The following is a 14048-nucleotide window of genomic DNA, read 5'->3' as shown; positions in this document are numbered from 1 at the left end:
AGGCACAAACCCCGGCCGGCGGATCGGTTTCAGCAACGGCCGCACCCGTCGTTCCCATCACCGGCCAGCCGCGGCTGCTGGTCCTGGATGGACATTCGATGGCCTTCCGCGCCTTTTTTGCACTGCCCGCGGACAAGTTCTCCACGGCGAACGGGCAGCACACCAACGCCATCCACGGCTTCACCTCCATGCTGATCAACCTCATCAAGGAACAGCAGCCCACGCACATCGCCGTCGCCTTCGACGTCTCGGATGAGACCACCCACCGCAAGGCCGAATACAGCGAATACAAGGGCGGCCGCAACGAGACCCCCCGCGAGATGAACAACCAGATCGATCTCATCGCGCAGGTGATGCAGGCCTGGGGCATCAAGACCATCGCAATGCCCGGCTACGAGGCTGACGACATTCTTGCCACCCTTGCCGCCATGGGCGAAAAGGCCGGCTTCGAAGTTCTGCTGGTTTCCGGTGACCGGGACGCGTTCCAGCTGATCACGGACCACGTTTTTGTGCTCTACCCCAAGAAGGGCGTCAGCGACATCCCCAGGATGGACGCCGCGGCCATTGAGGCGAAGTACTTCGTCAGCCCGGACCGGTATTCGGACCTCGCCGCACTGGTGGGGGAGACGGCCGACAACCTGCCGGGCGTGCCCGGCGTGGGTCCCAAGACTGCCGCCAAATGGATCAACCTTTACGGCGGGCTTGAAGGCGTCCTGGAAAACCTGGATTCCATCGGCGGAAAGGTGGGAGACGCGCTGCGCGAGAATGTCGAGTCCGTGAAGCGCAACCGCCGGTTGAACAGGCTCCTCCCGGACCTTGAACTTCCGGTAACCCTGGATGACCTGTACCAGCCCCGCCCTGACCAGGCCGCCCTTGAGGATCTCTTCGACCAGCTCGAATTCAAGGCCATCAGGGGCCGGCTCTTTGCCCTCTATGGCGACGACGACACCCCCGCGCCCGAGCGGGCGAGCATCGAGACCCCCGACTTCACCACACCCGCGGGGGCCGCGGAGCTCGCCGCATTCCTGGCGGCAGGTGCCGGCCAGCGGTCCGCCCTCGCCGTGGACCTGGTTCCCGGGCGGATCGGCGAGGACGCCGCCGGCCTGGCCATCGTCCGGGACGGCGCCGCCGCCTACATCGATCTCAGCAGCCAGGACGCCGAGGCGGAAAACGTCCTGGCCGGCTGGCTCCGCGACCCCGAATCGCCCAAGGTGATGCACGGGTTTAAGGCCGCGCTGAAGGCCCTGTCCTCCCGGGGACTGGAGCTCGAAGGCGTGGTGGATGACACCTCCATCTCCGGCTACCTTATCGAGCCGGACCGGCGCACGTACGAGCTCGCCGAACTCGCCCAGCACCACCTCAACGTGGGCATCCCCGCCGCCACTGCCAAGGCCGGCCAGCTGGAACTGTCCTTCGACGGCGACGACGAAGCCGCCGCGGGGGCGCTGGTGCAGGCCGCCGCCGTCGTGCTTGAACTGAGCCGCTTCTTTGCAGCGGAACTGAAGGAGCGCAGCGCCGAGGAACTGCTCTCCACGCTCGAACTTCCGGTCAGCCGTGTGCTGGCTGACATGGAGCTTGCCGGCATCGGCATCGACATGGCCAGGATGGACGAGCAGCTCGCTGACCTTTCCAGGGTCATTGACAATGCCCAGGAGCAGGCGTTCGCGGCGATTGGCCACGAGGTCAACCTCGGTTCACCCAAACAGCTGCAGACCGTGCTGTTCGAGGAACTCCAGCTGCCCAAGACCAAAAAGATCAAGTCCGGCTACACCACCGATGCCGCCTCCTTGAAAAACCTCCTGGACAAAACGGGTCACGAGTTCCTGGTCCAGCTCATGGCCCACCGTGAAGCATCCAAGCTGCGCCAAATGCTGGAGTCGCTGAAGAAGTCGGTGGCGGAGGACGGCCGGATCCACACCACGTACGCCCAGAACGTTGCGGCGACGGGGCGGATCTCGTCCAACAACCCCAACCTCCAGAACATCCCCATCCGCAGCGAGGAGGGCCGCCGGGTCCGCGGGATCTTCGTGGTCAGCGACGGGTACGAATGCCTGCTCTCCGCGGATTATTCGCAGATCGAAATGCGCATCATGGCCCACCTCTCCGGTGATGCCGGCCTGATCCAGGCGTACAAGGACGGGGAGGACCTGCACCGGTTCGTGGGCTCGAACATCTTCCACGTCCCCACCGGGGAAGTCACCAGCGCCATGCGCTCCAAGGTGAAGGCCATGTCCTACGGCCTCGCCTACGGGCTGACCTCCTTCGGCCTGTCCAAGCAGCTGGAGATCTCGGTGGACGAGGCACGCAGCCTCATGAAGGACTACTTCGACCGGTTCGGCGCGGTCCGCGACTACCTGCGCGGCGTGGTGGACCAGGCCCGCGTGGATGGCTACACGGCAACCATCGAGGGACGCCGGCGGTACCTGCCCGACCTGACCAGCACGGACCGGCAGCTCCGGGAAAACGCCGAACGGATCGCGCTTAACAGCCCCATCCAGGGCTCGGCTGCGGACATCATCAAACGGGCCATGCTCGGCGTCCACGCCGAGCTCCAGTCCCAGGGCCTCAAGTCCCGGATGCTGCTGCAGGTCCATGACGAACTGGTGCTGGAAGTCGCCGCAGGGGAGCGCGCAGCGGTGGAGAAGCTGGTCACCGACCAGATGGGCGCCGCCGCGGACCTCAGCGTTCCGCTGGAGGTCCAGATCGGCGTCGGCCCCAGCTGGTACGACGCCGGGCACTAGGCTTTCGCGGGCACTGGAAGGCGCCGGGTACTGGACGGGGGACTTATTGGCTAGGCTCGGACGGGTGGCTGAACTGAGCGGTAACTATGAGATCCGGCGATTCCCTGCGGTGTCCGAAGGCAAGGACGGCTATGCGGAAGCGGCCGCCTGGGCCCGGGCCGTGGCCTTCGGGTTCCACGAGTCCACCCGGACACCGGAACACGTGGCAAGGTCCATGGCCACCTACGAAATTGACGGCCGGATGTTGACCGGCGCCTACCAGACGGGACAGGTGGCACCGTCCTCGTTGCCGGCCGACGTTCCGGTGGCGACCTTTGCCACCTTCCGGAAGAGCCTCAATATCGGTTTCGGCCGGACCCTTGAAAGCCAGCTGGTCACGGCCGTGACAGTCCGCACTTCGCACCGCCGGCGCGGCCTCCTGCGCCGGCTGATGAGCGAGGACCTGCGCCTGGCCCGGGAGGACGGCGTCGCGATGGCGGCCCTCACCGCCTCCGAAGGAACCATTTACGGCCGTTTCGGGTACGGTGTGGCCAGCTTCGAGCGCAAGGTCGCCGTGGACACCACGGCGCGGTTCAGCCTCCGGCACCAGCCTGCGGGCAGTGTCGAGATCGCAGACCCGAAGGTCCTGCTGCAGGTGGCCCCTGAGGTTTTTGACCGCGTGCACCGGCTCACGCCGGGTTCGATCAGCCGGCAGGAGTGGTCCCGGCAGCTGGCATCGGGGTCGCTTGGCCGGGACGGCAAGGAGGACGCGGCCATTAAGGTGGCCCTCCACTATTCAAAAGATGGAACAGTGGACGGTTACGTCTCCTACAAGTTCCTGGGATGGGACACGGAGCCCTACACGGTGGAAGTGGTTGACCTGGTGGCGGCAGGAAACAGCGCGTACCTGGAGCTGTGGCAGTTCCTCGCTGCCATCGATCTCGTGGAGCGCGTCTCCTGGGCTGAGGCGCCGCTTGACGATCCACTGGCATGGGCCCTCACTGACCCCCGCTGCATCGCTTCCTCGGACAGCCGGGATATGCTGTGGCTCCGCATTCTCGACGTCCCCAAGGCGCTGGAGGCCAGGCACTACCCGGCGGACGGCCGGCTGGTCCTCGAAGTCCACGACCCCCTCGGCCTCACTGCAGGAACTTTCGCCCTTGATGTCGACGGCGGCCAGGCCGTCGTCGAACGCCTCCCGGAAGGTGCCAGGGCAGATTTGTCCCTGGACGTTTCGGCCCTGTCCTCGATCTACCTGGGCGCCGTTTGTCCGGTCACCCTGACGGCTGCGGGACGGGTCGGGGAGAACACTCTAGGCTCATCGCTGAAGGCCCGGCACCTGTTCGCCGTCGAAAGATCGACGCACTGCCTCACCCACTTCTGACCGCCGCCGCTGCTGCTTTCCTTGGGTTTCCATGAGCCCCTGACACTTCCCGGGCAGCCGGGTACGCTGAATATGTCGTGAAGCCGACCGCGCACTTCATCCAGGCCGTTGTTTACCCGATGGCTTGATCATTTCGTTTGAGGAGGCAGCGATGCCCGATGAAGCGGATGAAGGTGTTATCGGCACACTGCGCGAACTCGAAGACATTGTCCGGGGAGAGGAACGCGTTTATGTCCGCTACTCCCGGGGGTATGAGGCAGACGCGGGCTCCGGAAGTACCGACACCGAAAGCGGACTGACACTGCCAGGTCTCTCGGTCAACCCGTTAACACCCGAAGAGTGGTGGACGAGGCCGTTGAGGGACTGGCTGGCCCGGCAGATCTGCCAGTACCTGCATCTGGGCAGGAGACAGGACCGGCACGCCTGGATCCTCACCGGGAAGTGCGTGGGCCGGGGACCGGACTGCGAGCCGCTGCTGGCCGACATTCACCCGCTTGGCCGGCTCACGAACGGGCTGCTGGAGGAAGCGGAACGGGTTTACGAGGAACGGTTTAACGCACGGCAGGGCCCGTGACGCGGCCGGCGGACCATGGGCCCTGCCGCCGAACGGCCGCTTTGACCCATGTTGGGCGCAGCGACTAGAATAAACGGGCGTGTGTTACGTGTGCGCAGCTTTGGTTCGCATTTGAACGCCACGCAATCAGGATGACCCGGCAATCCGCCGCGCTCCGCCTCCAGGTCAGTGCCCGGAAGTGGTGGTCACCTGACCGACTAACTATCCACAACGGAGCCCCTACTACATGACCATCACCTCCACCGAGAAGCCCGGTACCCCCGTAGTCGCGATTAACGACATCGGTACCGCTGAGGACTTCCTCGCAGCAGTCGACGCGACCATCAAGTACTTCAACGACGGAGACCTCGTCGAGGGTACCGTCGTCAAGGTCGACCGCGATGAAGTTCTGCTCGACATCGGTTACAAGACCGAAGGTGTCATCCCCTCCCGCGAGCTTTCCATCAAGCACGACGTTGATCCCGGAGACGTTGTCTCCGTTGGCGATCAGGTCGAAGCCCTGGTGCTCACCAAGGAAGACAAAGAAGGCCGCCTGATCCTCTCCAAGAAGCGCGCTCAGTACGAGCGTGCCTGGGGCGACATCGAGAAGGTCAAGGAAGAAGACGGTGTTGTCACCGGTACCGTCATCGAGGTCGTCAAGGGTGGTCTTATCCTCGACATCGGCCTGCGCGGCTTCCTGCCCGCATCCCTCGTCGAGATGCGCCGTGTGCGCGACCTGGCTCCGTACATCGGCCAGCAGATCGAAGCCAAGATCATCGAGCTGGACAAGAACCGCAACAACGTGGTCCTGTCCCGCCGCGCATGGCTCGAGCAGACCCAGTCCGAGGTCCGCTCCACGTTCCTCAACAAGCTGGAAAAGGGCCAGGTCCGTCCCGGCGTCGTTTCCTCCATCGTCAACTTCGGTGCCTTCGTGGACCTGGGCGGCGTAGACGGCCTGGTTCACGTTTCCGAGCTGTCCTGGAAGCACATCGACCACCCGTCCGAGGTTGTTGAAGTTGGCCAGGAAGTCACCGTCGAGGTTCTCGAGGTGGACCTGGACCGCGAGCGCGTCTCCCTGTCGCTCAAGGCTACGCAGGAAGATCCGTGGCAGACCTTCGCCCGCACCCACGCCCTCGGCCAGGTTGTTCCGGGTAAGGTCACCAAGCTCGTTCCGTTCGGTGCGTTTGTCCGCGTCGAAGACGGCATCGAAGGCCTGGTCCACATCTCCGAGCTGGCAGTCCGCCACGTGGAGCTGGCCGAGCAGGTTGTCTCCGTTGGCGACGAGCTGTTCGTCAAGGTCATCGACATCGACCTCGAACGCCGCCGCATCTCGCTGTCCCTCAAGCAGGCCAACGAGGGCGTCGACGCCGACAGCACCGAATTCGATCCGGCTCTGTACGGCATGGCCGCAGAGTACGACGAAGAGGGCAACTACAAGTACCCCGAGGGCTTCGATCCCGAGTCCAACGAGTGGCTTGAAGGCTACGAGAACCAGCGCGCCGCCTGGGAGCAGCAGTACGCTGACGCCCAGACCCGTTGGGAAGCCCACAAGAAGCAGGTTGCCCAGCACGCTGCCGACGACGCTGCAGCTGCAACGTCCGGTGACAGCGATTCCGGCACCACCAGCTACTCCTCGGAGCCGGCTGCTGAGTCCAACGCCGGTGCAGGCACGCTTGCATCCGACGAGGCTCTTGCTGCTCTGCGCGAGAAGCTGACCGGCAACTAATTGCCGCCGGCCCTTTCCGGGCCACCGCAACGGACCCTCTGCCCCCCGGCAGGGGGTCCGTTGTGTTTAACACCCAGGTGAACGGCAGTTCAAGCCTCAAAAAAGGCGCGTTTCGGTGCTTTAGCTGCTAGTTCGTTGCGAGGTCGACGACGGCGTGTACCGTTCCGTCGTCGTCGGGCGTGAGCACGGCGCCGGCGGAGGCAAGAAGCCGCTGTGCACCGACGTTTCCGGCAAGGGTGCGGGCGGTCACCCGGAACATACCGGCTTCGCGCGCCTCGGCCAGGACCAGGCGCAGCGCGGCGCTTCCGATGCCACGGGACCGGAAGCTCCTGCCCAGCCAGAGGCCCGTCTCCGCCACTTCCCGGCCGTTGCCGGCATCGACGCGCTTGAGCCGGATGGACCCCGCGAGAATGCCATCGGCGCGGATTGCCCAGGTTTTCTCACCGGCTTCCCCGTCCAGGCCATCAGAGGCAGCACGGTGATAGCCGAAGAACCAGGCGGTCCGCTCCAGGTTCCAGCCTGGACCGCCCAGCGGGGGAGCCACCTCGTCCGGGGAAGCGTCACGCTTTGCCAGTTCGAGGAGTTGATCCAGCACGGTTTCATCCACGTCCGCCAGGGACACCTCAGGAGGGTGCGACATCCACCCATTCCGTTCCTTCGGGCGCCAGGTGCGCGTTGCCTGCGGTCAGCACCTGCAGGCGTTCCGCGGCGCCGGCGATAGCCGCAGCCTGGTCCGGTACGGCCACGCGGAGGACCGTATGCCGGGCGGCGTAGCTTGTTTCGGCCATGACGAAGCCCGCGGCCCGGAGGTCGTTTTCCAGCCTGCCGGCAGCAGCGTGCGGCACTTCGGCGGCGCAGATGCGCAGCCGGCTCCGGCGCACCATCGGCGCCAGGGCCAGCGCTGAGGATACGGACTCGGAGTACGCGCGGACCAGTCCGCCCGCTCCCAGCAGGACCCCGCCGAAGTAGCGTACGACGACGGCACTGACGTCGCTGAGGTCGGCCACCCCGGGCGCTGTTTCCCTTTTGGCGAGGGCTTCAAGCATGGGGATTCCCGCTGTTCCTGACGGTTCGCCGTCGTCACTGGAGCGCTGGATGTCCCGGTCCGGGCCGATGATGAAGGCTGAACAGTGGTGCCGGGCGTCATGGAATTCGCGGCGGAGGCCGGCTACCAGGTCCCGGGCCTCGTCTTCGGTGCCCGCCCGGCGCAGGACTGTGATGAACCTGGACCGCTTGATCTCGATCTCGTGGCGGAAATCCGGTCCGGGCGCCAGCGTCGTGTAGCTGGCAGTCCGGCTCTCTTGCTGTTGCACGCGCCCAAGTCTAGTTGTGATGGGTTGCCCACGCCGCGAGGGTTCCCTGGGTGGAGCGCAGCGAGGTCAGGGCAGCGGTGGATGGGCCTACGCCGCGAGGGTTCCCTGGGTGGAGCGCAGCGAGGTCAGGGTAGCGGTGGATGGGCCCACGCCGCGAGGGTTCCCTGGGTGAGCGAAGCGAGCTCAGGGGAGCGGTGGGGATTACGGTGGTGGAGTGCTGAAAATTGGTCTAACGGGCGGCATCGCCTCTGGAAAGTCAGTGGTTGCCGCGCGGTTGAAGGAGCGCGGAGCAGTGCTGGTGGACGCTGATGCGCTGGCACGGGAAGTGGTGGAACCGGGAACTGAGGGGCTGCAGCGGATCGCGGCGGAGTTCGGGGACGGGGTGCTTGCCCGCGACGGCCGCCTGGACCGGCCGAAGCTTGGCGCTTTGGTGTTCGGAAACCCTGAACGCCTCGCGGTCCTGAACGGGATCGTCCACCCGCTGGTACGTGCCCGCGCCGCGGCCCTGGTGGCGGCAGCACACGATGACGCTGTAGTGGTGCAGGACATTCCGCTCCTCGTGGAAACCGGGCAGGGCAGCGACTTCCACCTCGTTGTGGTGGTGGACGCGCCGGAGGACATCAGGCTCCAGCGGATGTTGGAGCACCGGGGCATGACCGAGGACGCCGCACGTTCCCGGATGGCTGCCCAGGCCATGCGGGAGGACCGGCTGGCCGCGGCCGACGTAGTCCTGGACAACTCCGGCACTGTGCAGGACTTGTTGGGCCAGGTGGACCGGCTCTGGGATCACCGGCTGCTGCCCTTCACGCGGAACCTTGCGGCAGGAGCGCGCGCCGAAAGGAACCGCGGACCCGTGCTGGTACCCGCGGACCCGCTGTGGCCGCAGCAGGCAGAACGGCTGATGAACAGGATTGCCAAGGCACTGCCTGCCGAGCATCGGGACGCACTGCGGCTGGACCACATCGGGTCCACCGCAGTCCCCGGGCTCGACGCCAAGGACATCATCGACCTGCAGCTCACGGTCCCTGACCTTGATGTTGCAGACGCCCTCGCCCCCGCGCTGGCCGCCGCCGGGTTCCCCGTGGTTCCCGGAATCCATTCCGATACCCCCCATCCCGGACATCACGGCCGGGAAGACTGGCAGAAACGCTTCCACGCCAACGCCGACCCGGCGCGCGACGTCAACCTGCACGTCCGGGCCGCGGGTTCCGCCGGCTGGCGCTTTGCCTTGTGCTTCCGCGACTGGCTCCGCGCCGACCCGGCAGCCGCGGCGGAATACCTGGCCTTGAAACGCCGGCTGGCCGCTGCCCACTCCAACGACGGATCCACGGTCGGTTATGCCGATGCCAAGGAGGACTGGTTCACGGCCGCCGCAGCACCCCTGGAACGGTGGGCCGAACGCTCCGGCTGGCAGGCGCCGTCGTCCGTATCCTGACAGGTTGCCGCCCGCTCTCCCTGCATGCCGCCCGCCGGACGCTTCCCTGAAGCAGTCCTGCTTGTTCGCCCGTAACGGACTGGCCCTGCTGGTGTCGGTGCCCGGTTGTAGATTAGACCCATGAGTCTTGCGCAGGAGATCAATCGGGTTGTGGCACCGTTCGAGGTGATCAGCGAGTTCAAGCCGGCAGGTGACCAGCCCGCCGCCATCGCGGAACTGACGGAGCGCATCAAAAACGGTGAAAAGGACGTGGTGCTGCTCGGCGCCACCGGTACCGGCAAAAGTGCCACCACAGCCTGGCTGATCGAGCAGGTCCAGCGGCCCACCCTGGTGATGGTGCAGAACAAGACCCTCGCCGCGCAGCTGGCCAACGAATTCCGGGAGCTGCTGCCCAACAACGCGGTGGAGTACTTCGTCTCCTACTACGACTACTACCAGCCGGAAGCCTATGTGCCGCAGACGGACACCTTCATCGAGAAGGACTCGTCCATCAACGAGGAAGTGGAGCGGCTGCGCCACTCCGCCACCAACGCCCTCCTGACGCGCCGCGATGTCATCGTGGTGGCCACCGTGTCCTGCATCTACGGCCTGGGCACACCCGAAGAGTACATCGCCGGCATGGTCACCCTCCGCAAGGGGCAGGAAATGAACCGGGACGCGCTGTTGCGCAAGTTCGTTTCCATGCAGTACACCCGCAACGACATGGACTTCCACCGCGGTACCTTCCGGGTCCGGGGCGATACGGTCGAGATCATCCCCATGTACGAGGAACTGGCCCTGCGGATCGAATTCTTCGGGGACGAAGTGGAGAACATCTACACCCTTCATCCGCTCACCGGCGAGGTCATCCGGGAAGAAACCGAGATGTACGTCTTCCCCGCCTCGCACTACGTGGCCGGACCGGAGCGGATGACCCGCGCCATCAAGTCCATCGAGGATGAACTCGCCACCCGGCTCGCCGCACTGGAGGGCCAGAACAAGCTTGTGGAGGCGCAGCGCCTGCGGATGCGCACCACCTACGACCTCGAGATGATGCAGCAGATGGGCTTCTGCAACGGCATCGAGAACTATTCGCGGCACATCGATGGCCGCGGCACCGGCACGGCCCCGCACTGCCTCATCGACTACTTCCCGGACGATTTCCTGCTGGTGGTGGATGAATCCCACGTGACCATTCCGCAGATCGGGGCGATGTACGAAGGGGATATGTCCCGCAAGCGCACCCTGGTGGACCACGGTTTCCGGCTTCCGTCCGCCATGGACAACCGGCCGCTGAAGTGGGATGAGTTCCTGGAACGGATCGGGCAGACGGTTTACCTCTCCGCGACCCCCGGCAAGTACGAGCTGGGCAAGGCCGACGGTTTCGTCCAGCAGATCATCCGCCCCACCGGCCTGATCGACCCTGAGGTCGTCGTCAAACCCACCAAGGGCCAGATCGACGACCTCTTGGGCGAAATCAGGAACCGGGTGGAAAAGGACGAGCGCGTTCTGGTCACCACGCTGACCAAGCGCATGGCGGAGGACCTCACGGACTACCTGCTGGGCCACGGCGTCAAGGTGGAGTACCTGCACTCCGACGTGGACACCCTGCGGCGGGTTGAACTGCTCCGTGAACTGCGGATGGGCAGCTTCGACGTTCTGGTGGGCATCAACCTCCTCCGTGAAGGCCTTGACCTGCCGGAAGTCTCCCTCGTCAGCATCCTGGATGCCGACAAGGAAGGCTTCCTGCGCTCCTCCACCTCCCTGATCCAGACCATCGGGCGTGCCGCCCGCAACGTGTCCGGCCAGGTCCACATGTACGCGGACCGAATTACCGATTCCATGGCCCACGCCATCGACGAGACCAACCGGCGCCGCGCCATCCAGGTGGCCTACAACACGGAGAAGGGCATCGACCCGCAGCCGCTGCGGAAGAAGATCGCGGACATCACCGACCAACTGGCCAAGGAAGACGCCGACACCCAGGAACTGCTCAGCAACAACCGCCTGGCCAAGGGCGGCAAGCGGAAGGCGGCAGCCAAGGGCGCCGCTCAAGTGCGTTCGGACGGTCTCGCCGCAGCTCCGGCCGAGGACCTGGTGGGACTCATCGAGCAGCTGACCGAGCAGATGCACGGGGCGGCAGCCGAGCTCCAGTTCGAGGTGGCCGCGCGGATCAGGGACGAAGTCAGCGAGCTGAAGAAGGAACTGCGCCAGATGCAGGCGGCCGGGCACGCCTGACGCACACACACTCGCTGAAGCGGTCCGGCATCCTCCTGGGGTACAGTTAACGTCACGTAGGGGAGTATCCCAAGCGCTACGATCGTCAACACGCAGGGCATGGTTGCCCCGCCGGGCGTAGCGGGCCGCCGCATCAGCACCAAGTGCACAGGCAGGCCGGAGAGACTTACACCGCATCTCTGTACCCTGCGAAAGGCTACCCTGTGCTCGAATTGCCGCTGTGGTTCGAGGTCGGCACTTTTGTCGTCCTTGGCCTGATTATCCTCGCCGACCTGCTTATGGTGGTCCGGCGCCCCCACGAACCCTCCATGAAGGAAGCCGGACTGTGGGTGGCGTTCTACGTCACCCTGGCCCTGGTGTTCGCCGGCGCGATGTTTGCTTTCACCGGACCGGAACACGGCGGACAGTTCGTCGCCGGCTGGGTCACCGAATACAGCCTCAGCATCGACAACCTGTTTGTCTTCATCATTATCATGGCCAGGTTCTCCGTGCCACGGAAATACCAGCAGGAAGTGCTGATGGTGGGCATCATCATCGCCCTGATCCTGCGCGGCATCTTCATCCTGCTCGGCGCCATCGTGATCGAACAGTTCAGCTGGGTGTTCTACATTTTCGGCGCCTTCCTGCTGTGGACCGCCTGGAAGCAGGCACAGGATGAAGGCGAAGACGAAGAGGACCGGGAAAACCCGCTCATCGCGAAGATCCGCAAAGTCATTCCGATGTCGGAGAAGTACGACGGCGGCAAGCTCCGCACCGTGGTGAACGGCAAGAAGGTCTTCACCCCGATGGTCATCGTGTTCATCACCATCGGCATGACCGACCTGCTGTTCGCCGTCGACTCCATCCCCGCCATCTTCGGACTCACCCAGAGCCCGTTTATTGTGTTCACCGCAAACCTCTTCGCCCTGATGGGTCTGCGCCAGCTGTACTTCCTGCTGGGCGGCCTCATGAACCGCCTGATCTACCTGAAGCACGCACTGTCCGTCATCCTGGCGTTCATCGGCATCAAGCTGGTCCTGCACGCGATGCACGTGAACGAACTGCCGTTCATCAACGGTGGCCGGCACATCGAATGGGCTCCCGAGATTCCCACCTTCGTCTCCCTGGCAGTCATCGTTGGCACCATCCTGGTTGCAGTGGTGGCCAGCCTGGTCAGCTCCAAGGCCAAGGAAGCCCGCATGGATCCCCGGCTCGAGGAAGACGCGCGGAAGACCCACAGCGACGTCGACTAGTACATTTCCGCTTCTGCTGAACACGTAATCCCGGCCGCCCTTCGCGGCCGGGATTACCTGCTTAAAACCCGCCCTGCAGGACGGCTGCGCCGAGGACTATGCTCGGAGCATGGCCGGCACTTTGATGACGGAAACCGGAGTGCGCCAGGTGCAGCGCCGCACCGTGGTGCTGTTGAGTGCAGCCCAGGTGTTTGGCGGCATCGGGACCGGGGCGACGGTTTCCATCGGTTCCATCCTGGCCGTGGAGCTCTCCGGTTCCAGTGCCTGGGCGGGCGCGGTGGCCACGGTGATGACCCTCGGCGCCGCACTGGCCGCCCTGCCCCTTGCTTCGCTGGCTGACCGGCGGGGACGCCGCGTTGGCCAGGTGGCGGGACTCTCGGCTGCCTTGGCGGGTGCCCTGCTGATGGTTCTGGCGGTGGTCACCGGCCTGTTTGTCCTGCTCGTCCTGGGCGCGGCCGGCATCGGGCTCGGCACCGCTGCGAGCCTGCAGGCACGCTTCGCCGCGGTGGACCTTGCCGACGCCGAACACCGCGGCAGGGCACTGTCCGCCGTTGTGTGGGCTGTAACAGTCGGGGCGGTGACCGGCCCCAACCTGATCCAGCCCGGGGCGGTAGTGGGCCAGGCGCTTGGCCTCCCGCCGGTCGCGGGTCCCTTTGTGATCTCCGGGGCGGGACTCCTGCTCGCCGTCGTCCTGCTGTTTGTTGGCCTCCGGCCGGACCCGCTGCTGCTGGCGCGGGAACTTGCAGCCGGGCGGGCGGCGGATCAGTCCAGCAGCCAGCCCGTTCATGAACCCGCTGCCCTGCAAGGCCGGGTCCCCGGGTCACTCCTCCGCGGGATGCGGGCCATCCGCGGGTCCCGCGCAGCCCTGTTGGCGCTGGCCGCGGTGGTAGGAGCCCACGGGGTGATGGTGGGCGTCATGTCCATGACGCCGCTGCACCTGCAGGAACTGGTGGCCGGGCCGGTCCACGCCGGCCATGCTGCCAGCGGCGACGTCCTGGTGATCATCGGCTTCACCATTTCCCTGCACATCGCCGGGATGTTCGCGTTGTCACCGGTGATGGGCTGGCTGACAGACAAGGTGGGCAGGACGGAAACCGTCATCATCGGCTTCGCCATTATGATCGCGGCCGTCGCCGTTGCCGGATTCGGCCAGGCGTCCACCGTCGCCGTGGCGGTGGGGCTTGTCCTGCTGGGCATTGGCTGGTCCGCGTCCACCATTTCCGGCTCCACCCTCCTTGCCGAGAGCGTTGCCCAGGAATCCCGTGTGGTGGTCCAGGGTGTTTCGGACATGCTGATGGGCGCTGCCGGCGCACTGGGCGGTGCGACGTCCGGGCTGGTCCTTAGCCAGTCCGGCTACCTGGGGCTGAACATGGCGGGCGCCGTGGTGGGAGTGGCGGTGCTGGCCGCCGCCATAGTGATGCGGGTGGCACAGTCCGGGAAGTCAGCGGCTCCCTAAATTGCCGGAGCG

General features: G+C 65.5%; 10 protein-coding genes. 8 read left to right on the top strand and 2 right to left on the bottom strand.

Translation table 11 applies throughout. The annotated features are described in order from the left end of the window. The first annotated feature begins 56 nt into the window (after positions 1-56). The 4 genes from polA to rpsA all read left to right on the top strand — a co-directional run bounded on the left by polA (position 57) and on the right by rpsA (position 6383). Positions 57-2741 carry a DNA polymerase I gene (gene polA / locus QF047_RS10080; RefSeq protein ID WP_373427802.1) on the top strand — a complete coding sequence of 895 codons (2685 nt, stop codon included), beginning with the start codon at positions 57-59 and terminating at the stop codon, positions 2739-2741. Positions 2742-2814: 73 nt separating this feature from the next. Next, positions 2815-4104: a GNAT family N-acetyltransferase gene (locus tag QF047_RS10075; RefSeq protein WP_373427801.1), complete on the top strand. Its 1290-nt coding sequence runs from the start codon at positions 2815-2817 to the stop codon at positions 4102-4104. A gap of 151 nt (positions 4105-4255) precedes the next feature. Then, positions 4256-4678: a DUF6098 family protein gene (locus QF047_RS10070; protein WP_306633289.1), complete on the top strand. Its 423-nt coding sequence runs from the start codon at positions 4256-4258 to the stop codon at positions 4676-4678. Between the two features lie 226 nt (positions 4679-4904). Next, the gene (gene rpsA, locus QF047_RS10065) at positions 4905-6383 is read left to right on the top strand and encodes a 30S ribosomal protein S1 (protein WP_013600871.1); all 1479 of its coding nucleotides are present in this window, start codon (positions 4905-4907) and stop codon (positions 6381-6383) included. Between the two features lie 127 nt (positions 6384-6510). Here the strand turns inward: rpsA and QF047_RS10060 are convergent, their stop codons facing one another. After that, positions 6511-7023 carry a GNAT family N-acetyltransferase gene (locus QF047_RS10060; RefSeq protein WP_306633292.1) on the bottom strand — a complete coding sequence of 171 codons (513 nt, stop codon included), beginning with the start codon at positions 7021-7023 and terminating at the stop codon, positions 6511-6513. Next, positions 7007-7696 carry a YigZ family protein gene (locus QF047_RS10055; protein ID WP_306633295.1) on the bottom strand — a complete coding sequence of 230 codons (690 nt, stop codon included), beginning with the start codon at positions 7694-7696 and terminating at the stop codon, positions 7007-7009. Before QF047_RS10055 ends, QF047_RS10060 begins: the two co-directional genes overlap by 17 nt. Positions 7697-7910: 214 nt before the next feature. Here QF047_RS10055 and coaE point away from each other — a divergent pair, with 214 nt between their 5' ends. The 4 genes from coaE (at position 7911) to QF047_RS10035 (ending at position 14036) form a co-directional block, all read left to right on the top strand. After that, positions 7911-9131 (top strand): dephospho-CoA kinase, encoded by a 1221-nt coding sequence (coaE, locus tag QF047_RS10050; protein ID WP_307276279.1) that lies wholly within the window; start codon positions 7911-7913, stop codon positions 9129-9131. Positions 9132-9251: 120 nt separating this feature from the next. Beyond that, positions 9252-11348 (top strand): excinuclease ABC subunit UvrB, encoded by a 2097-nt coding sequence (gene uvrB / locus QF047_RS10045; protein WP_307276278.1) that lies wholly within the window; start codon positions 9252-9254, stop codon positions 11346-11348. Between the two features lie 203 nt (positions 11349-11551). Then, complete coding sequence (locus QF047_RS10040) at positions 11552-12580, top strand: TerC family protein (RefSeq protein ID WP_306633301.1); 1029 nt, start codon at positions 11552-11554, stop codon at positions 12578-12580. Between the two features lie 109 nt (positions 12581-12689). Further along, a complete protein-coding gene (locus QF047_RS10035) occupies positions 12690-14036 on the top strand; it encodes an MFS transporter (protein ID WP_307276272.1) in 1347 nt (448 codons plus the stop codon). Positions 14037-14048: the final 12 nt, after the last annotated feature.

Source organism: Arthrobacter sp. W4I7, assembly GCF_030816215.1.
GTDB lineage: Bacteria > Actinomycetota > Actinomycetes > Actinomycetales > Micrococcaceae > Arthrobacter > Arthrobacter siccitolerans_A.
Note: the sequence above shows the minus strand (reverse complement) of the source record. Positions and strands in the feature narration are given on the sequence as shown.

Excerpts from the sequence above, each read along its gene's own strand:
- QF047_RS10070 (WP_306633289.1), top strand. The coding sequence starts at position 4,256 with ATGCCCGATGAAGCGGATGAAGGTGTTATCGGCACACTGCGCGAACTC.
- uvrB (WP_307276278.1), top strand. The coding sequence starts at position 9,252 with ATGAGTCTTGCGCAGGAGATCAATCGGGTTGTGGCACCGTTCGAGGTG.
- rpsA (WP_013600871.1), top strand. The coding sequence starts at position 4,905 with ATGACCATCACCTCCACCGAGAAGCCCGGTACCCCCGTAGTCGCGATT.
- QF047_RS10060 (WP_306633292.1), bottom strand. The coding sequence starts at position 7,023 with ATGTCGCACCCTCCTGAGGTGTCCCTGGCGGACGTGGATGAAACCGTG.
- QF047_RS10035 (WP_307276272.1), top strand. The coding sequence starts at position 12,690 with ATGGCCGGCACTTTGATGACGGAAACCGGAGTGCGCCAGGTGCAGCGC.